Source organism: Lysobacter koreensis (assembly GCF_042677045.1).
Classification (GTDB): domain Bacteria; phylum Pseudomonadota; class Gammaproteobacteria; order Xanthomonadales; family Xanthomonadaceae; genus Lysobacter_K; species Lysobacter_K koreensis.
The window spans coordinates 356945-382480 of record NZ_JBHTIH010000003.1; the positions used below are offsets into that span (position 1 = coordinate 356945).

Annotated in this window: 23 protein-coding genes and 1 tRNA gene; 20 read left to right on the plus strand and 4 right to left on the minus strand. The window is 66.1% G+C overall.

The window, feature by feature from the left end:
- Positions 1-88 precede the first annotated feature (88 nt).
- Entirely contained in the window at positions 89-730 is a 642-nt protein-coding gene (coq7, locus tag ACFQZQ_RS07020) for a 2-polyprenyl-3-methyl-6-methoxy-1,4-benzoquinone monooxygenase (protein ID WP_386812045.1), read from the minus strand.
- Between the two features lie 24 nt (positions 731-754).
- The gene (locus ACFQZQ_RS07025) at positions 755-1909 is read right to left on the minus strand and encodes a (Fe-S)-binding protein (protein ID WP_386812046.1); all 1155 of its coding nucleotides are present in this window, start codon (positions 1907-1909) and stop codon (positions 755-757) included.
- A gap of 182 nt (positions 1910-2091) precedes the next feature.
- Between ACFQZQ_RS07025 and rplM the strand changes: the two genes are divergently transcribed.
- From rplM to maiA, 5 genes are all read left to right on the plus strand, one after another.
- Positions 2092-2520, plus strand: a complete 429-nt coding sequence (gene rplM, locus ACFQZQ_RS07030; RefSeq protein WP_386812047.1) for a 50S ribosomal protein L13 — start codon at positions 2092-2094, stop codon at positions 2518-2520.
- A gap of 9 nt (positions 2521-2529) precedes the next feature.
- On the plus strand, positions 2530-2925 hold the full coding sequence (gene rpsI, locus ACFQZQ_RS07035; protein ID WP_386812048.1) for a 30S ribosomal protein S9: 396 nt from the start codon (positions 2530-2532) through the stop codon (positions 2923-2925).
- Between the two features lie 48 nt (positions 2926-2973).
- A tRNA-Gln gene (locus ACFQZQ_RS07040) sits at positions 2974-3047 on the plus strand.
- A gap of 192 nt (positions 3048-3239) precedes the next feature.
- Positions 3240-4229, plus strand: a complete 990-nt coding sequence (locus tag ACFQZQ_RS07045) for a fumarylacetoacetate hydrolase family protein (protein WP_386812049.1) — start codon at positions 3240-3242, stop codon at positions 4227-4229.
- Between the two features lie 124 nt (positions 4230-4353).
- Entirely contained in the window at positions 4354-5019 is a 666-nt protein-coding gene (maiA, locus tag ACFQZQ_RS07050; RefSeq protein ID WP_386812050.1) for a maleylacetoacetate isomerase, read from the plus strand.
- 22 nt (positions 5020-5041) lie between these two features.
- Here maiA and ACFQZQ_RS07055 read toward each other — a convergent pair whose 3' ends face one another.
- Positions 5042-6163 (minus strand): PilT/PilU family type 4a pilus ATPase, encoded by a 1122-nt coding sequence (locus ACFQZQ_RS07055; RefSeq protein WP_386812051.1) that lies wholly within the window; start codon positions 6161-6163, stop codon positions 5042-5044.
- Between the two features lie 154 nt (positions 6164-6317).
- Between ACFQZQ_RS07055 and ACFQZQ_RS07060 the strand changes: the two genes are divergently transcribed.
- The 5 genes from ACFQZQ_RS07060 (at position 6318) to ACFQZQ_RS07080 (ending at position 10807) form a co-directional block, all read left to right on the plus strand.
- On the plus strand, positions 6318-6653 hold the full coding sequence (locus tag ACFQZQ_RS07060; protein ID WP_386812052.1) for a DUF4398 domain-containing protein: 336 nt from the start codon (positions 6318-6320) through the stop codon (positions 6651-6653).
- Positions 6650-7600 carry an OmpA family protein gene (locus ACFQZQ_RS07065; protein ID WP_386812053.1) on the plus strand — a complete coding sequence of 317 codons (951 nt, stop codon included), beginning with the start codon at positions 6650-6652 and terminating at the stop codon, positions 7598-7600. The genes ACFQZQ_RS07060 and ACFQZQ_RS07065 overlap by 4 nt, the downstream gene beginning before the upstream one ends.
- 389 nt (positions 7601-7989) lie before the next feature.
- Positions 7990-8208 carry a YdcH family protein gene (locus ACFQZQ_RS07070; protein ID WP_386812054.1) on the plus strand — a complete coding sequence of 73 codons (219 nt, stop codon included), beginning with the start codon at positions 7990-7992 and terminating at the stop codon, positions 8206-8208.
- 284 nt (positions 8209-8492) lie between these two features.
- Entirely contained in the window at positions 8493-9869 is a 1377-nt protein-coding gene (locus tag ACFQZQ_RS07075; protein WP_386812055.1) for a pyridoxal-phosphate dependent enzyme, read from the plus strand.
- Positions 9866-10807: a 2OG-Fe(II) oxygenase family protein gene (locus ACFQZQ_RS07080; protein WP_386812056.1), complete on the plus strand. Its 942-nt coding sequence runs from the start codon at positions 9866-9868 to the stop codon at positions 10805-10807. The genes ACFQZQ_RS07075 and ACFQZQ_RS07080 overlap by 4 nt, the downstream gene beginning before the upstream one ends.
- 140 nt (positions 10808-10947) lie before the next feature.
- Here the strand turns inward: ACFQZQ_RS07080 and ACFQZQ_RS07085 are convergent, their stop codons facing one another.
- Positions 10948-11964 (minus strand): hypothetical protein, encoded by a 1017-nt coding sequence (locus tag ACFQZQ_RS07085; RefSeq protein WP_386812057.1) that lies wholly within the window; start codon positions 11962-11964, stop codon positions 10948-10950.
- 52 nt (positions 11965-12016) lie between these two features.
- Here ACFQZQ_RS07085 and ACFQZQ_RS07090 point away from each other — a divergent pair, with 52 nt between their 5' ends.
- The 10 genes from ACFQZQ_RS07090 (at position 12017) to ACFQZQ_RS07135 (ending at position 25527) form a co-directional block, all read left to right on the plus strand.
- Complete coding sequence (locus ACFQZQ_RS07090) at positions 12017-13198, plus strand: cystathionine gamma-synthase (protein ID WP_386812058.1); 1182 nt, start codon at positions 12017-12019, stop codon at positions 13196-13198.
- A 1-nt stretch (position 13199) separates the two neighbouring features.
- A complete protein-coding gene (locus ACFQZQ_RS07095) occupies positions 13200-14042 on the plus strand; it encodes an ABC transporter permease (protein WP_386812059.1) in 843 nt (280 codons plus the stop codon).
- Positions 14032-15402, plus strand: coding sequence for an ABC transporter ATP-binding protein (locus tag ACFQZQ_RS07100; protein ID WP_386812060.1), 1371 nt, complete (start codon positions 14032-14034; stop codon positions 15400-15402). The genes ACFQZQ_RS07095 and ACFQZQ_RS07100 overlap by 11 nt, the downstream gene beginning before the upstream one ends.
- A complete protein-coding gene (locus ACFQZQ_RS07105; RefSeq protein WP_386812061.1) occupies positions 15399-17141 on the plus strand; it encodes a class I SAM-dependent methyltransferase in 1743 nt (580 codons plus the stop codon). Before ACFQZQ_RS07100 ends, ACFQZQ_RS07105 begins: the two co-directional genes overlap by 4 nt.
- A gap of 20 nt (positions 17142-17161) precedes the next feature.
- Positions 17162-19426, plus strand: a complete 2265-nt coding sequence (locus ACFQZQ_RS07110) for a glycosyltransferase family 2 protein (RefSeq protein WP_386812062.1) — start codon at positions 17162-17164, stop codon at positions 19424-19426.
- A 145-nt stretch (positions 19427-19571) separates the two neighbouring features.
- Complete coding sequence (locus tag ACFQZQ_RS07115; protein ID WP_386812063.1) at positions 19572-20141, plus strand: hypothetical protein; 570 nt, start codon at positions 19572-19574, stop codon at positions 20139-20141.
- Between the two features lie 275 nt (positions 20142-20416).
- Positions 20417-23068 (plus strand): DUF7657 domain-containing protein, encoded by a 2652-nt coding sequence (locus ACFQZQ_RS07120; RefSeq protein ID WP_386812064.1) that lies wholly within the window; start codon positions 20417-20419, stop codon positions 23066-23068.
- Positions 23065-24261 (plus strand): glycosyltransferase, encoded by a 1197-nt coding sequence (locus ACFQZQ_RS07125; RefSeq protein ID WP_386812065.1) that lies wholly within the window; start codon positions 23065-23067, stop codon positions 24259-24261. Before ACFQZQ_RS07120 ends, ACFQZQ_RS07125 begins: the two co-directional genes overlap by 4 nt.
- A complete protein-coding gene (locus tag ACFQZQ_RS07130; protein ID WP_386812066.1) occupies positions 24258-24632 on the plus strand; it encodes a hypothetical protein in 375 nt (124 codons plus the stop codon). The genes ACFQZQ_RS07125 and ACFQZQ_RS07130 overlap by 4 nt, the downstream gene beginning before the upstream one ends.
- Before the next feature lie 19 nt (positions 24633-24651).
- Entirely contained in the window at positions 24652-25527 is an 876-nt protein-coding gene (locus tag ACFQZQ_RS07135) for a 2OG-Fe(II) oxygenase (protein WP_386812067.1), read from the plus strand.
- The last annotated feature ends 9 nt before the right edge of the window (positions 25528-25536 follow it).

A 25536-nucleotide genomic window follows, 5' to 3' on the forward strand; every position in this document is an offset into this window, starting at 1 on the left:
TGTGCGCGGTTCGTAGGCTGGGTTGAAGTGACCAACCCAGCGCATTTCCCGCGACGCGAATGCCGGGTTAGATGAAACTAACCCCCGCCTACAGCCGGTACGCGACCGCCTTCATCAGCTTCGAGGCGGCCGCCATCAGCGTGGGCACCGGTGGTGGCAGGATCCGCGCGCCGGCTTGTTCGGCGCTGGCCGCGTGACGCGCCTCGTCGGCCTTCATCGCCTGCAGGATCGCGCGGCTGCGCGCGTCGGCGGCCGGCAGCGAATCGAGATGCTCGTCGATGTGCGCCTCGACCTGGTGCTCGGTCTCGACCACGAAGCCCAGGTTCCAGCCGTCGCCGCGCAGGCCGGCGAGTGCACCGATCGCGTAGCTGCCCGCATACCACAGCGGGTTGAGCAGGCTCGGGCGGCTGTCGAGTTCGCGCAGTCGGTCAGCGCACCAGGCCAGGTGGTCGGTCTCCTCCTGCGCCGCCGCGAGCAGGTGCTCGCGCGTGAGCGGGTCGCGTGCGACCGCGGCCTGGCCGCAGTACAGCGCCTGCGCGCAGACCTCGCCGACATGGTTGATGCGCATCAGCCCCGCGGCGTGGCGGCGCTGGTCGTCGTCGAGCACGATCTCGGCCTCGTCGTCGGCCGGGTTGGCGCGCAGGGCCGGCGGCGCGCCGAGCACGGTTTCCAGCGCGCGCTGGGCGTCGCCGAGCAGGCGGTCGAGCGGGGAGGTCTGGCGAACGTTCATGGGCCGCAGTTTACGACGCGCGTATCAGCTGCGGCCGGCGGTGCCTGGTGCGAGCACCTGCGCGAGGAACTCCAGCGGGTGCTGCACCGGCAGCGCGGTGCCTTTGCCCAAGTGCAGGCGGCAGCCGATGTTGGCACTGAGCACGCGGCTCGCGCCGCTGGCGGACAGCTGCGTTAGCAGCGGCTGGCGGTAGTGATCGGCACGCGCGCGGTCGGTCAGCATCGCGGTGCCCGCCGCGCCGCAGCAGCCATGGCCGGCATCGAGCTCGACCACCTGCAGGCCCGGCACCCGCGCGAGCAGCCGCCGCAGCGCCGGCACCGACTTCACCGCATGGCGCTGGGTGCACGGCAGGTGCAGGGCGACACGTTCGCGGTGCTCATCGAAGCGCAACGCCGCGGCGTGGTCGGCGAGGAAACTCAATGCGTCGACCACGGTCGCGCCCGGCAGCGATTGCACGAGCGACTCATGGCAGCCGCTGGCGAGCGTCAGCACGGTGTCGGCCGCGCCGAAGGCTTCGCGGTTCAGCGCCGCCAGCCGCTGCGCGCGGTCGCGGTCGCCGGCGTGCGCGTGCACGCTGCCGCAGCAGGTCTGGGCGAGCGGCGCGGCTACCGCGACCCCGGCGGCCGCGCACAGGCGCGACAGTGCGTGGCGGGTGGCGACTTCGTAGGGTCGGGCGACGCAGCCGGTGAACAAGGCCACTGTGCGCGGCTCGGTCGCGACGCGCGGTTCGGCCTGCCGCGCGGGTGTCCGCGGCAGCGGCCGCCAGCGCCGCGGCAGCCACGGGTGCGCAAGCCGGTAGCCGCGCAGCACCGCGGCCAACAGGCGTGGTCGCGCGCTCAGCGCTTCGATCGCCCGCTGTTGCCAAACCGGCGGGCGGCGTTGTCGCTGGACCGCGCGCGCCGCGAGCAGCAACTCGCCATACTGCACGCCGGCCGGGCAGACTGTTTCGCAGCGACGGCAGGCCAGGCAGTGGTCGAGGTGGGCGTCGCCGGCCGCGGTGGGCTTGATCGTGGCCAGCGCCCAGGCCCGGGCGAGGGCGATCCGACCGCGCGGGGACTCGCTTTCCTGCCGATCGCGGGCGTAGGTCGGGCAGGCCGGCAGGCACAGGCCGCATTGCACGCAGCGGTCGGCCAGCGCTACCAGCGGGTCGATGGCGGGCGTTCGGGCAGCGGGCGGCATGGCCGGAATGCTACACCGGCACCTCTTTGCCCCCCCGGCTCGAGGCGGCAGGGTGACTTGCGGCGCCTCGCCAGGCCCGCTATCATTCCGCCTCTTTCGCTCTGCGATCACAACGCGCGGCAAAATTCCGTCGGGTCATTTCCCCGGAATCAGCCCGACCAGGTACCGAGAACACAGTTCCCATGAAGACCTTTACTGCTAAGAACGAGACCGTCCAGCGCGACTGGTATGTCGTTGACGCGACGGGCAAGACGCTCGGCCGCCTCTCCACCGAGCTCGCCCGCCGCCTGCGCGGCAAGCACAAGCCGGTCTACACCCCGCACGTCGATACGGGTGACTACCTGGTCGTGATCAACGCCGAGAAGATCCACGTCACCGGCAAGAAGCTGACCGACAAGCTGTACCACCGGTTCACCGGCTACATCGGCAACCTCAAGACCGAAACCCTGGGCCAGGCGCTTGAGCGCCACCCGGAGCGCGTCATCGAGACCGCCGTCAAGGGCATGCTGCCGAAGAATCCGCTCGGCCGCGCGATGTACCGCAAGCTCAAGGTCTACGCAGGCTCCGAGCATCCGCATTCCGCCCAGCAGCCGCAGCCGCTGGACATCTAAGGTCACGTCATGGCAACCACCCAGCAAAACTACGGCACCGGCCGCCGCAAGTCGTCCACCGCTCGCGTGTTCCTGCGCAAGGGCGACGGCAAGATCACCATCAACCAGCGCACGATCGAAGAGTTCTTCGGGCGTGAGACGGCGCGCATGATCGTGCGCCAGCCGCTCGAGCTGACCAAGTCCACGGACAAGTTCGACGTCAACGTCACCGTTGCCGGCGGCGGCACCACCGGCCAGGCCGGTGCGATCCGCCTGGGCATCGCCCGCGCACTGGTCGAGTACGACGAGTCCTTGAAGTCCGATCTGCGCAAGGCCGGTTTCATGACCCGCGACGCGCGCGAAGTCGAGCGCAAGAAGGTCGGCCTGCACAAAGCCCGCCGCGCCACGCAGTTCTCGAAGCGTTAATCGCCAACGAGTTGCGGGCAGGGTAAAATCGGGCGCATCCCGTCTTATTGGGGAATCGTCTAACGGTAGGACAACGGTCTCTGACACCGTTAATCTAGGTTCGAACCCTAGTTCCCCAGCCACACAAGGAAAGGGCCTCGCGAAAGCGGGGCCTTTTTCTTTTGCGTCGCAATTGCGTCGCGGTCGGGCATTGTCCCCGCCCGCTGGCGGGTTGGATCCAACACGTCCGCGTCGGCCGCGTGCTGCGCAAGGCTGCGATGGTGGCGGTTACAATTGAAACCATCGCGCGCAGGCGCTCGCTTCTGGAGTACCCGATGAAACTTGGCTCCCTCAAGGAAGGCGGTCGCGACGGCACGCTGGTCGTGGTGTCGCGCGATCTGACCCGCGCCGTGCGCGCGACCGGCATCGCCGACACGCTGCAACGCGCGCTGGAAGACTGGTCGAACGCCGCCCCGCGCCTTAACGCGCTGTCCGACGCGCTCAATGCCGGCACCGCCGCCGACGCGTTCGAGCTCGACGTCGCCGCGCTGGCGGCACCGTTGCCGCGCGCCTACGAGTTCGTCGACGGCAGCGCCTACCTGCCGCATGTCGCGCGCGTGCGGCGCGCGCGCGGCGCCGAGGTGCCGGAAAGCTTCTACACCGATCCGCTGATGTACCAGGCGGTCAGCGCCGGGTTCTACGGCCCGCGCGATCCGGTGCGGGTGGTCGATGAGGCGCATGGCATCGACCTGGAGGCCGAGGTCGTGATCGTCACCGACGACGTGCCGATGGCCGCGACGCCGGAGCAGGCGGCGGCGCACATCCAGCTGGTCGGGCTGGTCAACGACGTGTCGTTGCGCAACCTGATTCCCGGCGAGCTGGCCAAGGGCTTCGGCTTCCTGCAGTCCAAGCCGCGGTCGGCGCTGAGCCCGGTGTTCGTCACCCCGGATGAACTCGGCGACGCCTGGCGGGACAGCAAGCTGCACCTGCCGCTGCTGACCCACATCAACGGCGCCTGGTTCGGCGCGCCCGAGGCCGGGGTCGACATGCAGTTCAATTTCGCGCAGCTGGTCGCGCACGTGGCCAAGACCCGGCCGCTGTCGGCCGGCACGATCGTCGGCTCGGGCACCGTCGCCAACGAGGACACCTCGCTGGGCGCCTCGTGCTTCGCCGAGAAGCGGACCGTGGAGACGCTCGAGCACGGCAAGCCCTCGACGCCGTTCATGAGTTTCGGCGACACCGTGCGCATCGAGATGCTCGACCGCGACGGCCGCAGCGTGTTCGGCGCGATCGAGCAGCGCATCGAGCGCCAGCCGCCCGCCTGACCAGCGGAGCCCGGCGGCCGGCGAAAGGTCGCCTGCCGCCAAAGGGCGCGCGCTAAGGTGCGCACTCGACCGGCGACCAGGGGGGTGCGGTCGGCACAGGGGAAGCGGACGTGGGGAAGGGAACGTGACCGAGCAACTGCGGCTGTACACGTACTGGCGTTCAAGCGCCGCCTACCGCGTGCGTATCGGCCTGAACCTCAAGGACCTGCGCTACGAGACCGTGCCGGTGCACCTGCTGCGCGACGGCGGCGAGCAGCACACGCCGCACTTCCGCGATGCCAGCCCGCAGGGACTGGTACCGGTACTGAAGCATGGCAACCGGATGCTGCGCCAGTCGGTGGCGATCCTGGAATACCTCGACGAGACCTGGCCGGCGCCGCCGCTGCTGCCGGCCACCAGCCGCGACCGCCAGCGCGTGCGCGCGATCGCGCAAGCGGTGGCCTGCGACGTGCACCCGCTCAACAACCTGCGCGTGATGCGCTACTTCGAACACACCTGGCACGTGCCCCAGCCCGAGCGCGACGAATGGGTGCGGCACTGGATCGTCGACGGCTTCCGCGCGATCGAATCGATGCTCAACGACCACCCCTCGACCGGCCGCTACTGCGACGGCGACACGCCGACGATCGCCGACTGCTGCCTGATCCCGCAGGTTTATAACGCGCGCCGTTTCGGGGTCGCGGTGGAGGGGTTCCCGACCATCGCGCGGATCGAGCAGGCCTGCCTGGCACTGCCCGCGTTCGACAACGCCCGCCCGGAGCGGCAACCGGACTGCCCCGCGCCGCAGTGACCACGGCGGCGGCAGCCGGGGTTCAGCGGTTCAGTGCGGCCTGGGTATCGAACACGTCCGCGTAGGGGTCGTGCTCGCCGGTGCCGCCCTCGGACAGGCGGAACTTGAGGGCCAGGCCGTCGCGCGAGTCGGCGGCCTTGAGCGCCTCCTCCATCTCGATCCGGCCGTCCTTGTAGAGCCTAAACAGGCACTGGTCGAACGACTCCATGCCTTCCTCCAGCGATTCTTCCATCGCCTGCTTGATCTCGTGCACCTGGCCGCGGCGCATCAGGTCGCGCACGTGCGGGGTGTTGATCAGGATCTCGGCGGCCGGCAGCCGGCGGCCGTCGGTGCCGATCACCAGCCGCTGCGACACCACCGCCTTCAGGTTCAGCGCCAGGTTCATCAGCACGTTCTTGTGTGCGGACTCGTTGAAGAAGTTGAGGATGCGCTCGAGCGTCTGGTCGGCGTTGTTGGAATGCAGCGTCGCCAGGCACAGGTGGCCGGTCTCGGCGAACGCGATCGCCGCCTCCATCGTGCTGGCGTCGAGGATCTCGCCGATCAGGATCACGTCCGGCGCCTCGCGCATCGCGTTCTTCAACGCGTTGTGGAACGCGTGCGTGTCGAGGCCGACCTCGCGCTGGTTGACGATCGATTTCTTGTGCTTGTGCAGGTACTCGATCGGGTCCTCGATGGTGAGGATGTGGCCCGAAGTGTTCGAGTTGCGGTAATCGATCATCGACGCCAGCGTGGTCGACTTGCCCGAGCCGGTCGAGCCGACGATCAGCACCAGCCCGCGCGGGGCCATGATGATGTCCTTGAGCACCTGCGGCAGCTGCAGCTCCTCGATCGACGGGATCACGCTGCGGATCGCGCGGATCACCATGCCGACCTCGCCGCGCTGCTTGAACACGTTGACGCGGAAGCGGCCGGTGCCTTCGAGTGCGAGCGCCATGTTCAGTTCGAGCTCGCGCTCGAAGATCGGCACCTGGCCCTCGTCCATCAGCGAATACGCGATCTTCTTGACCATGCCCGGGGGCAGCCCGGTGCTGCCCAGCGGGTGCAGCTTGCCTTCGACCTTGATATACACCGGAGCGCCCGTGGTCAGGAACATGTCCGACGCATTCTTTTCCGTCATCAGCTTAAGGAAATAGCCGATGTCCATGCACTCACCCCTCATTGTCCGCGGCGTAGCGTTGCAAGCGCGCCGCGGGCTTCCGACAATGGCCGCGCCCGAACCCCTGACGGGTTCTCCCTTGGTCACGGCACCCCTAATGAACCCAAGCTTCGCACAATTTCGTTTCCTGCTAGTGGGCACAGTGCTCGCTTCCGCGCTGGCCGCGTGCGCCTCGTTGCCGCCGCCCACGGGCGAGCTGGCAGCCGCGCAACAGGCGGTCACGCGTGCCGAGGGCGCCGATGCCGACCAGTACGCGGCGCTGGAGATCACCAGCGCGCGCAGCGAGCTGTCGCAGGCGCAGCAGGCGATGGGCCGTGGCCGCGAGGACGAGGCCCGCACGCTGGCCGTGGCCGCGGCGGCCGACGCCGACCTGGCGCACGCCAAGGCGCACGAGGCGCTGGCCAGCGCCGAACTGGCCCGGCGCCGGGCCGAGGTCGACGAGTTGCGCCAGCGACTGCAGGCGGGGGACGTTCGATGAAGCGGGTGATCGCCCAAGCCACCGTCCTGGCCGCCGTGCTGCTCGCCGGCAATTTGTCGCTGCATGCACAGGAAACCGACATCGATTTGCTCTCGCGGCGTCTGTCGGCGCTCGAAGCCGATCCGGCGGTCAGCACGTTCGCCGCCTACGAGCGCCTGCAGGCACGACAGGCGTTGGCCGCGCTTACCAGCGCCCGCGCCCGCGATGACCGCCAGGCCGCGCAGTACGTGGCCGAGCGCCGCGTGCAGATCGCCGAGGTCGCCGCGCGCGCGCAGGCGATGCAACGCGAGATCGACCGCCTCGACCGCGAGCGCAGCGATCTGCTGGTCGAGGCCAGCCGCCAGGACGCCGCGCGCGCACGGGCGGAGGCCGAGCGCCTGCGCATCCAGGCCCAAGTCCAGGCCGAGGAAGCCGAGCGCCTGCGTCAGCAGGCTAGCGTCGATGCCCAGGCGATGCAGGACGTCGAGGCCGCGCTGGTCGGCGTGGCCGGCGCGCAGACCGCCAAACTGAGCGCGGCGCGCGAGCGCGAAGCGGCATTGGCACGCCAGGAAGCCGAACTGGTCGCCGGCGGCAAGCTGCCGGCCGCCAAGCGCGATGCCCGCGGCGAGGTGTTCACGCTCGCCGGCGACGCGTTCGCTTCCGGCCAGGCGACGCTCACCAACGGCGCAGCGAGCAGCGTGCGCACGTTGGCCGCCTATCTGCAGGCCGGCCCGTCCGCGGCGGTGCTGGTGGAAGGCCACACCGACAGCCAGGGCGCCGCCGACGCCAACCTCAAGCTCTCGCAACGGCGTGCCGACGCGGTCCGCGATGCGCTGGTCGCCGCCGGCGTGCCCCGCGCCAAGGTCCAGGCCGCCGGTCGCGGGGCCACCAAGCCGGTGTCCGACAACGGCACCGCTGCCGGGCGCGCCAAGAACCGCCGGGTCGAAATCGTGATTTCGTCAAAATAGCGTTATTCATCAGCGGGTTATGGTTCCCGCAAGCGGAGACCCAAGCCAACCGCGGGTTTGCGGCCTGCCGCCCGTCGGCGCGGACGCGGCGGACGCGGCGACGGCCTTGTCGCCTCCGGCACGGAGGAGTAGGGTCAAATTCGCAAGCGGTTTCCCCCGCTTGGCGAGGAGCCCGGGCCGATGAACCAATCGCCGATTCCGCAGGACGCCGCCGCTGGTCACCCGGTCGCGGCCGGCCTGTACGAAGCAGGCAAGGCCTCACGCTCGACGCTCCCCTCGATCCCTCGCAACGCCCTGGCCGTCGGCCGGGGCGTTTTCGCGTACGGGTCCCTCCGCGACAGCCCGGCCATTGGTGGCCGGACTTCTCCCAGAAGCTGAAGGAGGCTTTCATGTTCGAAGAACAACCGCAGCTGGAAATCGACGCGCTGATCAAGGCCAACCCGGAATTCAAGCAGCTGTACCAGCACCACCGCGACCTCGACAAGAAGGTGATGGACGCCGAACTGGGCGTGCTGCCGATCGACGACACGCGCTTGGCGCAGATGAAGCGCGAGAAGCTGGCTGCGAAGGATCGACTGATCCGGATGTACGACACGCGACCCCACTGAACCCACGAACGCATTGAGTGCCGCCGCGGGCGGCGACGGTCTTCCTCGTCGGACGTCGCCGCCGCCCGCGACATCGGAACCGCTGCGGCGGGCTGGCCTTGGCGGGTCAGTCCGCCGCAGCGGCGAACCGAGCGGCGCGATCTGACGGCGCCACCCACTTCCCACTCACGCAACCGCGCCGCGCCGCGCCGAGCGATGCGCCGGCCGAGACGGGAATCGCCGGCCGCAAGGCCCGTGTTTAGAATGGCCGTGTCCGCCGCAACCTCGCGGCCCGCAGGATCCGCATGGCCATCCACTCTTCGGTACTCGAACTGATCGGCGACACGCCGATCGTCAAGGCGCAGCGGCTCGATACCGGCGTCTGCGAGCTGTATCTCAAACTCGAATCACAGAACCCCGGCGGCTCGGTCAAGGACCGCATCGGCCTGTCGATGATCGAAGGCGCGGAGAAAGCCGGCCACATCAAGCCCGGCGACACCCTGGTCGAAGGCACCGCCGGCAATACCGGGATTGGACTGGCGCTGGTCGCGCAGCAGAAGGGCTACAAGCTGATTCTGGTCGTGCCCGACAAGATGAGCCGCGAGAAGATCTTCAACCTCAAGGCGATGGGCGCGCAGGTGGTGCTGACCCGGTCGGACGTGGCCAAGGGCCACCCCGACTACTACCAGGACCTGGCCGAACGCCTCGCGCGCGAGACCCCGGGCGCGTACTTCATCAACCAGTTCGGCAACCCGGACAACCCGGCCGCGCACGAGTTCGGCACCGGCCCGGAGATCCTCGCGCAGATGGCCGAAGTCGGCGGACTGGACACCATCGTGTTCGGCTGCGGCAGCTCCGGCACGATGACCGGCCTGTCGCGCTGCTTCGCTACCCATTCGCCGCAGACGGAGCTCGTGCTCGCCGATCCCGTGGGCTCGATCCTCGAGGAGTACATCAACCGCGGCACGCTGTCGGACAAGTCGGCCAGCTGGATGGTCGAGGGCATCGGCGAGGACTTCCTGCCGCCGATCTCCGATTTCAGCCGGGTCAAGCGCGCGTACGCGATCAGCGACAAGGAAAGCTTCCTCACCGCGCGCGAGCTGCTGGAGAAGGAAGGCATCCTCGGCGGCTCCTCGACCGGCACCCTGCTGGCCGCGGCGCTGAAGTACTGCCGCGAGCAGACCACCGCGAAGAAGGTGCTGGTGTTCGTCTGCGACACCGGCAACAAGTACCTGTCGAAGATGTACAACGACTACTGGATGCTCGACAACGGCTTCCTCGCGCGCGAGCAGCGCGGCGACCTGCGCGACCTGATCCTGCGCCCGTTCTCGCAGCGCGACACGGTGGTGGTCGGGCCGAACGACCTGCTGGTCACCGCCTACCAGCGCATGAAGCTGTACGACGTCTCGCAGCTGCCGGTGATGGACGGCGAGCAACTGGTCGGCATCGTCGACGAGAGCGACGTGCTGCTGCATGTTTACGGCGACGAGGAGCGCTTCCGCGACCCGGTGTCGACCGCGATGGTCAGCAAGCTCGACAAGGTCGACGTGGGTTCGCCGATCGAATCGCTGCTGCCGGTGTTCGACCGCGGTCACGTGGTCATCGTCACCGAGGGCGAGAAATTCCTTGGCCTGATCACCCGCATCGACCTGCTCAACTACCTGCGGCGGCGCGTGCAGTGAACCCCGCTGGCGGCGCGCGCTGGCTGCCGGGCGACCGCTTGCCGGACGTGTGGTTGCAGGGCGCGGACGGGTCGCGATGGGGCTTGCATGCCGAATTCGCCGGCGCGCCGCTGTGGCTGGCGCTGCCGATCACTGCCGCCGCCGCGCAGGCCTTGCCGGTGCCGGCTGAGGGCGTGCTGGCACTGTGCCTCGGAGCCGAGGTGATGGCCGCGGCGCCGGGCTGGCAGTCGTTCCGGGTCGATCCGAACTGGAGCGTCGCCCTGTCTGCCGACGTGCTGTGGCAGGCCGACCCGAACCTGCGCCTGCAGGCCTGCCATGGGTTGCCGCTGTCGATGCCGTTGCCCGCGCCGGCGGTGGCCGTGCCACTGCAGTCCGCGCAGACCGCGGCAATCGCGCCGGTGCTGCAGATCCCGGACGTGTTCGAACCGGACTTCTGCGCGCAGCTGATCCGCCATTTCGAGGTCGACTGCGGCGGTGGCGAGGCTTCCGGCGTGCTGGTGTTCGAGCAGGGCCAGCCGCGCCTGCAGGTCGACCCGAGCATCAAGCAGCGCCGTGAGTCGCCGCCGCGCGACCCGCAGCTCGAGGCGCGCATGCACGAACGCCTGCTGCGCCGCGCGGTGCCGGAGATCGCGAGGGTGTTCAACTTCCCGGTGCAGCGCCGCGACCCGTTCAAGCTGCTCGCCTACAGCGCCGGCGCCGGGTACTTCCACGCGCACCGCGACAACGAGACCCCGGACGTCGCCCACCGCCGCTTCGCGCTGTCGGTCAACCTCAACAGCGGCGGCTACCGCGGCGGCGAGTTCCGGTTCCCCGAGTTCGGTCCGCACCGGTTCTCGCCCGGCATCGGCGGGGCGCTGGTGTTCTCGTGTTCGCTGCTGCACGAAGTGCTGCCGATCGAGCAGGGCACGCGCTATGCGATGACCACGTTCCTGGCCTGAAGATGCTGTCGAACAGCGGGGGGCTTGGTCTCATCCGTCGTGCGGACGCGTGACGGGCCCGCGGGGCGCTGATCGTCCGAAGAGCCGGCCGAACCGCGAGCGCGGGGGCTAATCCGGCGCCGCAGCCCTCAAGGGCCCCATCAGTCCCGCGGCCGCAGGCGCGGCGTCAATTCGCCAGCGCCCAGCAGCGTAATCGCGCGTTCGGCCCAGATCATTCCCCCGGCGATCGCGTCGCGGTGCGCGGCCGCGGCCGCGTCGAGTTCGTGCCGCCGCGTGTGCGCATCGAAATCCTGGGTGCCGTCCTTGGCATAGTGCGTCAACAGGCCGGAGGCTGTGATGCGCTGCGCCCAATCCGGTGGCGCCTGCAATCCAAAGTGGGCGAGCAGGCGCGCGCTGGTGGCGGCCGGGTCGTCCAGCACCGTGGCGAAGTCGAGGTCCAGCAGGCGCCGTGCCTTGTCGGGATCGCGCGCCAGTTGGCGCCAGCGCAGCTGCTCGCCCAACCACAGCCGCGCGAGGCGCTCGCCGTTGCCGGCCGCCGGCGGCCAGCCGGCCTCGGCCAGCGCGGCCAAGCGCAGGGGTTCGCTCGCCAGGGCGTTCTCGCACAGCCCGGCGTCGCGCAGCATCGTCGCCAGCCACGTCTGCAGGTCGACCCACAGCAGGCAGGCCTGGCCGGGCAGGCGGTCGAGTACCGGTCCTGCCAGCGTGGTCACCAAGCTGGTCGGCTTGACGACGACCGCCTGGGTGTCGTCGAACCCGCGCGCCAGCAGCCGCAACGTCGGCTCGAACCAGCCCGCGACGCCCTCGCCACTCTGCGCCAGCGCCAGCAGCGGCAGCGGCTCGCGCAGCCCGAGCACGCCGGGCGCCAGGTCGAGGATCCGGCTCAGCAAGGTCGAGCCGCAATGGCCGATGTGGAACAGCCAGTGGACCGGCGGGGCGGATGCCGGCCGGCCCAGCGCGGCTTCCAGTTCGGCCCGGGGCATCTCCCAGCCGGGGATCTGCCGGTGGTGCAGGGCGCGCTGGTCGAGGAAGCTTGCGCGTCGGTAATCCTCCCTGTCGAAATGCAGGACCCAAGCACGGTCTTGCGCGGGGTCGAACGCGAACAGGAAAAATTCTGCACTGGCGCTGAAGTGCGGCGGCAGGCGGCTGGGTCGGTTCATGGTCGATGGTAGAATCCGCGTCCCCGCATGCTAGCGGAAGCGGAAGCGTTCAATGACTGACCCCCAATCGGGCGGCGCCCCCCGGACCCCGGGCCTGGGCACCCTCGCGATCCACGCCGGCCAGAGCCCCGACCCGAGCACCGGCGCGGTGATGACGCCGATCTACGCGACCTCGACTTACGTCCAGTCCAGCCCGGGCGTGCACCAGGGCTTCGAATACTCGCGCAGCCACAACCCGACCCGCTTCGCCTATGAGCGCTGTGTCGCTGCGCTGGAAGGCGGCAGCCGCGGGTTCGCGTTCGCCTCCGGCCTGGCCGCGACCTCGACGATTCTGGAACTGTTGGACACCGGCAGCCACGTGATCGCGATGGACGACGTCTACGGCGGGACCTACCGCTTGTTCGAGCGCGTCCGCCGCCGCTCCGCCGGGCTGGATTTCAGCTGGGTCAACCTCAGCGACGTGGCCGCGTTCGAGGCCGCGATCCGCCCCGAGACCAAAATGGTCTGGATCGAGACCCCGACCAACCCGCTGCTCAAGCTGGTCGACATCGCCCAGATCGCCGCGATCGCGCGCAAGCGCGGCCTGATCGTGGTGGTCGACAACACCTTCAGCTCGCCGATCCTGCAGCGCCCGCTCGAGCACGGCGCGCACCTCGTCATGCACTCGGCAACCAAGTATCTCAATGGTCACTCCGACATGGTCGGCGGTATGGTGGTGGTCGGCGACGACGTCGAGATCGCCGAGCAGATGGGCTTCCTGCAGAACGCGATCGGCGGCGTGCAAGGCCCTTTCGACAGCTTCCTCGCCCTGCGCGGCCTCAAGACCCTGCACCTGCGCATGAAGGCGCACTGCGAGAACGCGCACGCATTGGCCGAGTGGCTCGATACCCATCCGGCGATCGAGAAGGTGATCTATCCCGGCCTGAAGTCGCACCCGCAGCACGAGCTGGCCAAGCGCCAGATGGACGGCTTCGGCGGCATGGTCTCGATCTACATCAAGGGCGGCCTCGACGCGGCCAAGCGCTTCTGCGAGCGCACCGAGCTGTTCGCGCTGGCCGAGTCGCTCGGCGGTGTCGAGAGCCTGGTCAACCACCCGGCGATCATGACGCACGCGTCTGTGCCGAAGGAGCGACGGACGCAGTTGGGCATCGCCGATAGTCTGGTTCGTTTGAGCGTGGGGGTCGAGGACGTTGCCGACCTGCGAACGGAACTCGGCGACGCGTTGGGACTTTGAGATGGTCGAGATGTATTCCAGCGCGACGGCGCCACGCCTGCTGAGCCTCGCAGGTCCGTTTGCGGCGTGGTTGCGGCATCGCTCGTTGACGATCGAGTTGACCAGGCGCGACATTCTCGGTCGCTATCGTGGCGCCAACTTCGGTCTTTTGTGGTCCCTGATCAGCCCTTTCCTGATGCTCGCCATCTACACCATGGCGTTCGGCTACGTGATGAAGGCGCGCTGGCCCGGTACCACCGGCAACACGGCTGATTTCGCGATGCTGTTGTTCTTGGGCCTGCTCATCCACGGCTTTTTCGCCGAGTGCCTGACTCGTTCCCCCTCGCTGATCTCGGGAAATTCCAACCTGGTCAAGAAGATCGTCTTTCCGCTCGACGTGCTTCCGTGGACGGTGGTGCTGTCTGCCCTGTTCCATACATTCACCAACGCGGCGGTATACGTGCTTCTGAACCTGCTCTTGCGTGGCGAGTTCCACGCCACTGTGTTGCTGCTGCCGCTGGTGCTGGCGCCACTGGCGCTGGCAGCACTGGGCATGGTGTGGCTGGTCTCGTCGCTGAGCGTGTTCCTGCGCGACATAGCGCAGGTGACCGGTGTCTTGGCGACGGCCATGCTGTTCCTTTCGTCGGCGATCGTGCCGGTGCAGACACTGCCGGTGCATTACCAGCGGATCTTCGAGCTCAACCCACTGACCTTCATCATCGATCAGGCCCGCGAGGTCGCGTACTGGGGGCGTCTGCCAGATTGGCAGGGGTTGCTGCTCTATGCGGTGGGCGCCTTGCTGTTCGCGTATGCCGGATTCGCGGTGTTTCAGAAGACCCGCCGAGGGTTCGCCGATGTCCTATGAGGAGGGCGCGGCCGTGGCCGCCGGGGCGGCTGATGTAATCATCCGCGGCCAGTCCCTGGGCAAGTGCTACCACATCTACGATCGCCCATCGCATCGGCTGCTGCAGGGATTGTGGGGCGGGAAACGCCGGTTCTACCGCGAGTTCTGGGCCCTGCGCGGGGTCGACCTCACGGTGCGCCGCGGCGAAACGTTGGGAATCATCGGGCGCAACGGATCGGGCAAGTCGACGTTGCTGCAGATGATCGCCGGGACCCTGGCGCCCACCGAGGGCGTGATCCAGGTGGAGGGCCGGGTCGCCGCGTTGCTGGAGTTGGGAAGCGGCTTCAACCCCGAGTTCACCGGACGCGAGAACGTCTACCTCAATGCCGCGATCCTCGGGTTGAGCACGGCCGACGTCGATCGACGCATAGAGCGGATCCTGGCCTTTGCCGACATCGGCGCCTTCATCGACCAGCCGATACGCAGCTACTCCAGCGGCATGGTCATGCGCCTGGCGTTCTCGGTCATGGCGCATGTCGATGCGGACGTGCTCATCATCGACGAGGCACTCGCAGTAGGGGATGCCTTCTTTACCCAGAAGTGCATGCGTTTTCTGCGCGAGTTCAAGGAACGCGGAACGCTCCTTTTCGTCAGTCATGATGACGCCGCCGTCAGTGCGCTGTGCGACAGCGCGCTGTGGCTCGACGATGGCGTCGTCCGGGCGTATGGCGAGGCCAAGGGTGTCGTGCACAAGTACTTGGAATCGGTCATCTCAGCGCGCCAGGACGGCGCCATGCGCACTACCGAAGCCGAGACGCCCGGGGCCCCACGCACGCGGCAACGCCCGCTGTACGATGCGCGGCGCGACTGGATCAATGCCTCCAACCTGCGCAACGACGTCGAGGTGATTCCGTTCGATCCAGCAGTTCCCGGCTTTGGCGAGTTGCGAGCCCGGATGACCGACGTGTCGCTCACGGACGCCGCTGGCAACCCATTGTCATGGGTGGTGGGCGGGGAGTCGGTCGTGCTCGAGGTCTCGATAGTTTCCGACGACGTGATCAGGCGCCCGATCGTCGGGTTCTACCTCAAGGATAGACTGGGCCAGCAGTTGTTTGGCGACAACACCTACCTGACTACATTTGGCAACGAACGGCCCATGCAGCCAGGGCGACCGATGCGGGCGCGGTTCGAGTTCGAGATGCCGCGCCTTCGCAGCGGCGACTATTTCGTCACCATCGGCATCGCCGATGGCGACAAGGAAGATCACGTCATCCAGCACTGGATTCATGAGGCGTTGACGTTGCGCTCCGATTGCGTGGAATGGGCTGCCGGTCTCATCGGCCTGCCGATGACCGGCATCCATCTGGAGGAGGTGAAATGAGCGCCCTGTTTCGGATCGAGGAACATCCGATCGTGTTCCTCAGGCCACGGTTGGACAAACCGTACTCCTGGGCCGGGCACATCCCGTTTGCCTACCTGGTGGTCGAGCTGGCGAAGCCGCGCCGCTTGGTCGAGCTGGGGACCCACTCGGGTAATTCCTACCTGGCTTTCTGTCAGGCGGTAGCAGAGCTTGGCATCGAAACCGAATGCGTCGCGGTGGACTCGTGGGAAGGCGACGAGCACGCGCAGCTGTACGGCGAGGCGGTGTATCGCGAACTCAAGGCCTACCACGACCCCCGTTACGGCGCCTTCTCACGCCTGCACCGCAGCTATTTCGACGACGCGGCAGCCGAGTTCGCCGACGGGTCGATCGACCTGCTGCATATCGATGGGCTGCACACCTATGAGGCGGTGCGCCACGATTTTGAAACCTGGTTGCCCAAGCTCAGCGCCAGGGCCTTGGTGTTGTTCCACGACACCGCCGTGCAGGAGCGCGGCTTTGGTGTTGGCAAGTACTTCCAGGAGTTGCGCGAGCATTACCCGGGATTCGCGTTCGAGCACAGCAATGGTTTGGGCGTGTTGGCGGTCGGGGCCGAGCCCCCTCCGGCGTTCCAGCGCTTCATGCAGGCATTCCAGGCCGAGCCGGCGACGATGCAGAGGTTCTTCAGCGCCATTGCGCCCGACGTCGCCCAGGGTGTCTTCGCCGGCGCTGACTTCGTGCCATCGACGATCGAGTGCCGGCTGTACTACCGCGCTGCAACCGAGGGATATTCGGAGGAGCGCAGCGTCTCCTACGCCCATTCGGTGGCGGAGGGGCTTGCTCAGCTGCATTTCGGCTTGCCGCCCGGTGCGCACCCAGATTGCCTGCGCATCGATCCCGCGCAGATGCCTGGCGTGTTCGGCGTCACCCGCGTATTGCTGCTGGGCGAGAACAACCACGTGCTGCACGAGGTGGACGATGCCTCCAGGTACGTTACCGCCATCAACGGCGACGTGCTGCCTGCGCGCGCCCCCAGTTGGGTGCGGTGGGTGGAGTTGGGATCGGATCCGTTCGTCGAACTACGTGTGGGCGACCTGATCGCTCAGTCGCCAGAGCCAGTCGTCGCGGTGCAAATCACGCTCGACTACGAGGTAGTGCTCACGGATGCGGAGTCGTTGAAGGCGACCGCAGCGCTGTTCGAGACCAAGCGCGAGGGTCGGGAACGTTCCCTGCAGATTGGCCATGTCATGGGCGTGGTGCAGGACGGGTCGGGCCGAGCGCTGCAAGCGATTGCCAACGTGACCGGGAAGGTCCAGGTCTTGGAGAACCACTCGACACGGTTGGAAGCGCAACTGCATGCGCTAGCCGCGAGAGTCGACGCGGTGCAACCGAGCCTCGTTGGCGACATTGATGCGATGCGTGCCGAAATGGGCAGCCAGATCCAGGAGCTGCAAGCGGAATTTCGCCGCCAGTCGAGTGACAGTGTCGACCAAATACAAAGCCATCACCAGCAACTGCAAGCGGAATTCCGCCGCCAGTCGAGTGACAGTGTCGACCAAATGCAAAGCCATCACCAGCAACTGCAATCATCAGTCGAGACGCTGGCGGCGCAGGCGCTCTTGCAAGCCCAGGAACGACAGGCGACGACTAGCGACCTGGTGGCGCGGATGAAGCAGATGGAGGCGGCGCAGGGTCTACTTGTTCGCTGGGCGGAGCGGCGGAGTCTGAGTTATTGGTGGCGGCGCCTGTGGCGACGATAGAAGGCGAAGGAAGTTCACGCATGAGTTCTGGTTCGTTGCTATTTGAGGCGCTCGGAAATGTCGAAGAGGTAGCGGACGTCTCCGGATGCCGTTCATGGCGGGCGTTGACCGAAGACCCGCAGCTGCTGCTCAGCCAACCGGGCGCCCGCCATCGGGCTTGGCCCGGTGGCTGGTACCTGTTGAAGGTTCGGGCCACGGCTACCAGCGGCGAAATCCTTGCCCCGTGCCTATACCCGGACTTTGGCACCGGCCGTTCAGAGCTGGAGCGTATCCACCTCCCTGAGCCTGATGCCGAAGGTTGGATCCGGGCCATTGTTCGCCTGAAGGGCGACGCGACTTCGCTGCGTTTCGACCCGACGATTCGTGCCGCACGCTTCAAGCTCGAGGGCGGCGTAATCCGGAAGCTCCGCCGGGCGGAGGCACTAGTGCGGATGGCGGCGGCGATCGGGAACAGTCCCCACCAGAAGCCCAGTGAAGGATTCTTCTCGATATTGTTCGATTTCGTGCGGCACGCCTTCGCCGGCCGTACGCGTGAAGGCGGGGAGCAGATCTACGATCGGTACGTTGTTACCTGCGCGGCGCCGGGCCTGGGCTACGACGAATGGGTCCGCCGCTTCGACCTGTTGAGGCCGGGTGGGCACGCTGAGCTGCGAAAACAGGCCGATACCCTGGTCCGCAAGCCGCTCATTTCCATCGTGATGCCGGTCTACCAGACGCCGGAAGCGTGGTTGCGGCGCTGCATCGATAGCGTCCTGGCCCAGGCCTATCCACACTGGGAACTTTGCATCGCCGATGATGCCTCGCCGGCGCCGCACGTGCGCCGCGTGTTACAGGAGTACATGCGCAGGGACGCGCGAATCCGCGTGGTGTTCCGCGATGCCAACGGCCACATCGCCGCGGCTTCGAACTCCGCGCTGGAGATCGCCAGCGGCGAGTACGTCGCATTGCTCGATCACGACGACGAGCTGCCGCCACATGCGCTGCTGGAGGTCGCCCAAGCGATCCAGGCCAATCCGGATTGGAAGTTGATCTATTCCGACGAGGACAAGATCGACGAGAAGGGACGCCGCTTCGACCCGTATTTCAAGCCGGATTGGAACTACGAACTCTTCCTGTCGCAAAACTGTGTATGCCATTTCGGTGTCTACCAAGCCGGGCTTGTTGCGCAGGTCGGTGGATTCCGTGTCGGGCTGGAGGGCAGCCAGGACTGGGACCTAGCATTGCGCTGCGTCGAGCGGCTGCGACCAGAGGAAATTGGCCACATCCCGAAGATTCTCTACCACTGGCGCGCCATCGCCGGATCCACCGCACTGGGCGTTGCGCAGAAGGACTACGCGTGCGACGCGGGCTGGCGCGCGGTCAGCGAACACCTGCAGCGTGCGGGCGTGGAGGCGCGGGTGGAAATGGCGGACGGAGGCTACATGAAGGTGCGGCGGAAACTCCAGGCGCCTGCCCCCAGGGTCAGCCTGCTGATCCCTACCCGCGACAAGGTCGAGCTGCTGCGGATGTGCATTCAGAGCATCTTGGAAAAAACCGACTATCCGGACTACGAGATCCTCATCGTCGACAATCAGTCCGAAGAACGCGCAACACTGGACTATTTCGCGGAGCTTGCTTCGCAGCCACGGGTAAAGGTGTTGCGCTATAACGCACCGTTCAACTACTCGGCCATCAATAACTTTGCCGCCGCCGCAGCGACAGGCAGCATCATCGGTCTGGTGAATAACGATATCGAGGTTATTTCGCCGGACTGGATGACCGAGATGGCCAGCCAGGTTGCACGACCGGAAATCGGGGCCGTGGGCGCGATGCTTTTGTACCCGGACGACACGATCCAGCATGCAGGTGTCATTCTAGGCATCGGAGGCATCGCCGGCCACGCCTATGCTGGATTGCCGGCGGAGACCCTGGGCGCTTGTGGCAGGGCGCAGTTGGCACAGGAGATGTCCGCCGTGACGGCTGCTTGCTTGTTCGTGCGCAAGGAGGTGTTCGACGAGGTGGCTGGCTTGGACGAGAAGCTGTCGGTCGCCTTCAACGATATCGATTTCTGCCTGAGGGTCAGGGCTAGGGGTTATCGCAACCTGTGGACCCCGTACGTCCGGCTCTATCATCACGAATCGGCTTCGCGCGGTTACGAAGACACGCCGGCGAAGATCGCGCGATTCCAGGGCGAGATGGACTTCATGCGTTCGCGTTGGGGTGAATCTTTGTTGCGCGACCCCGCCTACAATCCAAACCTCTCGCTGGATACGTGCCATTTCGATCTGGCGTTTCCACCGCGATAGAACAACGCTGATCGACGCTGCGGCCCCGTCGTCGGGCTCGACGCTGGTGGACGCGCAACTGGACGAGCGGGCAAGACGTCGACTGTAAGCCACCCACGTGTGGATTCCCCTGGTTTTTCCTTCCTCCCTCTGGAAAATGATGAACATGAGCAAGCACATCACTAAAGTCTCCCTGGTATTGATGGCGATCGGTCTTGCCGCTGGCTGCGGCAAGCAGGAAGTGCCGGCCACCGAGGCCGCCATGGCGCCCACAGCGATCGAAAACGCCGCGACCGCACCGGCTGAAACGGCGGCCCCGGTCGCGGGCGCCCTGGCGCTGGTGGATTACGATGCCTCGGCGGCGCCGGTGCCGGTGGCGGGTGGCAACTGCGCGCTTGACGCGATCAATGGCGGTGCCGTTGCAGGTGCATCGGCCAAGGTCGGCTCCGAGGTGTTGTTCGGCGGCTGGATCGCCGACGCGAGCAACCAGGTGCCGACGGAAGCGCGCCTCGTCCTTAAGGGTGTGGATAAGGCCTATTCCGTGCCGTTGGTGGCGGGCGCCGAGCGCCCGGACGTCGCGACCGCGCTCGAAGCCGAATCGCTCAAGCTTGCCGGCTATAACGTCCTCGCCAAGCTGGACGTCGCGCCAGGCAGCTACGAGCTTTCGATTGTCCACGGTCCTGCGAATGCGGCGGCGTCCTGCTCGCTGAATGCGTCGCTGGCGGTTAACAACTGATCGAAGCGCGTACTGGCAGACGCCGGTACCGTGTCCATCAGCCCTGTAACCAATGCCGCGTTCGGTGGTTTTCGGCAACCTGTCGTGGGGCCACCGTGCGCCGTCGCTAGCGGCGCCGTCCGGCCAGCGAACGCGGTTCGCACGCACGGCACAAACTAACAATCGGCGAGCTTCGCAGGTCTCCATCCGGATGCCGTATCTGAGCAGGCCGACGGATGATCCCTGGGCCGCCGCACACCACGACAGCGTTCCCTATCTTTGATGGACCGGTTTTGATGAACTCCGAGCTGCCCCCCGGCCATGCCCGCTTGCAGACTCGTCTGCTTCCCGACAGCCGTTGGCTTCGTGCCAGCCTGGCCGTCCTGTTCGCACTGGCGATGCTGCGACTGTTTGGCTGGGGCAATCCTGTTGTCGAAGTGCTGGTGGAAATCCGGTCGCAAGCGGGTGCCGACGGGGAGATTTTTTTCGCAAGGGCCGGCGAGGGATATCACCCCGACCGGCGTGTGGCGTTTTCCATCAATCCCGATGGACGCTGGCATGCCTACCGCGTTGAGATTCCAGAACACCGTGGCCTGGACCGGATCCGTATCGACCCTGGCAGCGCATCGGGCATTGTCGAAATACGTCGGATCGGTGTCGAGGCGACCGGGCATTCCACTGGCCTTGCAGGCAGTCAGCTATCCGCTGCCATGGGAGTGCCCAACGCAATGCGCGCCGAGGCGGGCATCGAGGCACAGGTCCGTTTCGTAGCGACCGCCCCCGATCCGTTCGTGGACTTCAAGCTCCCCGAGGGCGCGGGTGTTCCCGCACAGGACGCGCAACTCGTACGCTGGGTGACCGCGGCGTTTGCCGCGCTGCTGCTGTGGCTATTGCTGGCCGAGCTCGCTTGGCCGCTGCTCGCGCGTCGGCTTGCGCCCCACCTGCGCATGCCGAAAGTGCTGGATCGGTGGGCGGCCCGGGTTAGCGATTCCGGCGTCTTGGTCGTGCCTCCGCAAGCGCTCGCGCTGGTCGCCGTGGCACTGTGCGGCGCGACGCTCTACATCGCATTGAACCTGCATCAGTCGTCGATCGGTGTCTGGGAGGAACTCTACCCCGCGAAGCCAGTTGAGCAACTGGTCGACCTCGGCATCCCCAAGCGCATCCGTTCGGACGAATGGAACACGCAGGCGCCCTGGGTGCTGGGCCAGGTTGCAGAGGGCAAGGCCGACCACAACGCCAGCATCGGCGGCGAAGCAGCTCCGTTGCTGGCGTCGGTGCCGGTCGCGAACCCCTCGGCGATCGCGCAGGCGAAATTCTACGGTTTCTACCTGTTCGATTCCGAAACCGGCTTCTCGTGGTGGTGGGCCTACAAGACTTTCGGCCTGGGACTGGCGTTCTTCTGGCTGTTCCTGCTGTTGACGCGCGGCAATGTATCCGCCTCGGTGCTGGGCACCGTGTGGGTCTATGGGTCGTCCTTCACCCAGTGGTGGCTTTCGAGTCATCTGCCTGAATTGCTGATCGCGTTCGCCTTGGCCACCATTGGCGGCATCTACCTGTTGTTCGCTCGTCGCCGAGTCATGGTTGGCGTGGGCGCCGCACTGGTTACCTATGCCGTCCTCAATCTGTTGCTGCACCTGTACCCGCCATTCATCGTGCCCCTGGCGTACCTGGGAATGGCGATCCTTGCGGGCCTGATGCTGGAGCCCGATCGCGTGGCGCTTGTGCGGGAGGGGCTGCGATGGCGCGTGCTGTGCCTGGGCGCCGCCATGCTGGTGGTGGGCCTGATTGGCGGCAACTACCTGATCGAAGCCATGCCCTCGATCGAGGCGATGGCCAATACAAGCTATCCCGGACGTCGCATCTCCGCGGGCGGCGATTTTCCGCTGGTGCGACTGCTGTACGGCTACTTCGAGGTGTTCCGCATCGGTGAACACAGCTTGCCGCTGCCGCCGACCAATGCCTCGGAAGCCAGCAGCTTTATCGTTCTGGTTCCCCTGCTTCTGCTGGCGATGCCCTTCGCGGCCTTGGCGCGACGCAAGAACGCCTTGCTGGGTGCTCTTGCCATCTACTGTCTGGTGCTGGGCCTGTGGATCAGCGTACCGATGCCGCGGGTTGTCGAAGCGGCGATGCAGGCCTTGGGTTGGTCGTGGTCGCCTCCATTGCGCTCGGTGCTCGGCCTGGGCATCGGCTCGATCATTGCCGTAACGGTCCTGTTCGCGCGGATCCACGATGGCACGCTTGAAGTCCGCCCAGTTGCCGCACGGTGGATGGTGCCTGTCCTGGTGTTGTCATGCCTGCTGTTGTTCGGCTGGGCCTTGCATGGCGTGGACCCGGTGTTCTTCCGGTCCAAGGTCGTGCTGGTCGCATCGGTGGCCGTAGCGACCATGGCGGCGGGTATCGTCCTCGGGCGCGCGGGACTGTTCGCGGCCGGGTTGGCCGTGGCGGTTGCGCCAGCGTTGCTGGTCAACCCGTTGGTCAGCGGTCTGTCAGCGATCCAGGACAAGCCAATCCTGCTGGCGGCGAAACGTCAGGGCGACGCGGCCGGCGACCGCTGGGCCGTGGTGGGGGATTTTGTCTTTTCGCAGGGGCTCAAGGCGCAAGGCCTGGAAGTGGTCACTGGGTCGCAGTTAATCCCCAACCATCGGACCGCACAGCTGCTGGATCCGCACGGACAATACAAGAACATCTGGAACCGCTATGCGCACGTCGCACTGCGCTCCGATCCCGGCCGAGCCAATCCGGTGTACGAATTGCTCACTCCCGACCTCTATATGGTTGGTATGGATATCTGTGGTCCCGACGTGCGTCGGCTGGGCGTAACGCGTATCGCGTACACGACCGCCGTACCCGCTACCGATCTGCGATGCCTGACGCCATTGGATGCCCCGACCGACAGTGGCGTGCGCCTGTTCCGCCTTACTCCCCTCGTTTCGACCGCATCCCCATGAAGATCCTGTGGTGCCACGAGGTCAGCTACCTCGACAAGCCCGTTTACGAGTACCAGGACTTTCCTGAGCGGCTCGCCGCAAGAGGCCACGAAGTCGAGGTGATCGACTTCAGCGAAGCCGGTCCGGTCATTGCCGGCAGCGTGCCGGTAAGCCGGACCGGTGAGGGGATGGTATTGCTTACCGCGATTCCGCATGGCAACCGACCCGGTGTGAAATACATCGAGGGACGGGCACGCTTCCGGCGCATGCTCATCGAGCGCCTGCGTCGCGGCGACATCGATGCCGTGTTCGTGTACTCGGTCTTCATCAACGGCACCCAGGCGGTTCGGCTCAGCCGCAAGTTCGGCGTGCCGGTGGTGTACCGGGTGCTCGATGCCTACCACCGGTTGCGCCCGGGCTCGCTGACGCGGGCGATCCTGCGCCTCGGGGAACGCTTTATCTACCGCCGTGCCGACCGCGTGCTGGTGACCAACGAGCAGATGGGCACCTACGTCTCGCAGATTGCCGGCACGGACGTATCCGCGCGCACGGCCGTGGTCGACCACGGCGTCGACAGCGTCCACTTCGCCCCGCGCGCGCCCGATCGCGAACTCATGGCGCGCTATGGCATTGCCGATCGCGACACCGTGGCGCTGTTCCTGGGAACGACCTACGCTTTCAGCGGCTTGGTCAACCTGGTGCGGCGGATGCCAATCGCGTTGCAACAATGCCCGTCGCTCAAGTTGGTCATAGTTGGCGGCGGCGAGCAGGATCGTGAACTCGCCACGCTCGTTGACGAACTCGGCCTCGCCGGACGCGTGGTGTTGACGGGCATGGTCCCGTACCAGGAGGTGCCGCGCTATCTGTCGCTGGCGACGCTAGCGCTCAATCCGTTCGAGCTCAACGACATCACCCGCGACATCATTCCGATCAAGATCCTCCAGTATCAGGCGGCCGCGCTGCCGGTGCTTTCCACGCCGTTGCCCGACCTGGCGCGCAAGCACCGCCCCGGGATTTCCGGCGTCGAGTACAGCGACTCGGATGATCCGGACATGTTCCTGTCCAGGATGACAGAGCTCCTGAGTGATGCCGAAAGCTTGCGCAATATAGGCCAGCGCGGGCTTCACTTCGTCAACGGCAATTTTTCCGTCGAACGTGCAGTGGACTGCATCGAAGCGACCTTCACTCAACTCCAGGAACACATCGTCCCATGATGCGTGAAATTCCCATGATCGTGTTCGTGACCCTGGCGACTATGGCCAGTCAGTTGCTGGTCAAGAACGGGGTCAACACAATCGCCGCGCGCGCGCCCGACCTGAAGGGCATGCAGTGGCTCATGGCAGCCGTGCTGTCGCCGAGTATCATCGCTGCGGTCATGATCCAGGGTGTGGGCTTTCTGGTGTGGGTGGTAGTTGTGAGCCGGATGAAGCTGGGCGTCGCTTTCGCCATTTCGGGCGCGTTTTTCTACCTGTTCATCGCTCTGGCCAGCTGGCTCATCTATGGCGAGAAGTTGAGCGTTCTCCAATGGGGGGGGCTCGCCATGATTTCCATTGGTGTTGTACTGATGGTTGCCGATTCGTACTAGTTGAAACTAAGGGTGATCCATGCCGTTTGATACCAAAGACCTGGCGCGCTTGATCGTCCAGCGCCTTGAGGATGCCAAGGAAGAACTTCACGCACAGTGGGCCACTCCGGAAGGAACCAGGACCCGTCACTTCGTGCTCGAACAAGTGCTTCCGGAGAACGTAGCCAGGACCATAGCTGAGGCTTTTCCAGTAGATGGCGCCGGTTTCAACGACCGCAGCTCATTCCGCGAGCACAAGAAGACCTTGGCCAAGCTAGGCAAAACCGACCCGGTGTTGGGCGCGATCAGCCTCGCTTTCCAGGAGGAAGATGTAATTGCGAAGGTCGCCGAGATCACGCGGATGAGCGGCCTAGAGCCGGACCGGAGCTTCTATGCCGGCGGGCTGTCGATGATGTTTCCCGGAGACTTCCTGAACCCGCATATCGACAACAGCCATGATGGCGAGCGCAAACGTTACCGGCGGATCAACCTGCTGTACTACATCAACGAAGGCTGGAATGAGGCGTGCGGCGGCAATTTCGAGCTTTGGGACGATGACGTCAGCCAGCCCAAGACGCTGGTGTCGGGGTTCAATAGGCTCGTAGCGATGGAGACCAACAAGGAGTCGTGGCACTCGGTAAGTAAGGTGGTTTCCGACCGGCCACGACGTTGTGTGTCCAATTACTACTTCTCGGATGTGTCGCCCGATGGTGACAAGTATTTTCACGTCACGTCGTTTACGGGGCGTCCAACGGAGTTGCTCAAGCGGATCATTGGCCCCGTTGACAATGGGTTGCGCAACTTGGTACTTCGCGTTTTCAAGACCTTCGTGCCAGGTAAGAGTTTGACGGACAAGGTCGAACACACGCATGCCGACAAGTTAGGCATGGCAACTGGCGAAGTAGCTAAGTTGTAAAAACCACTA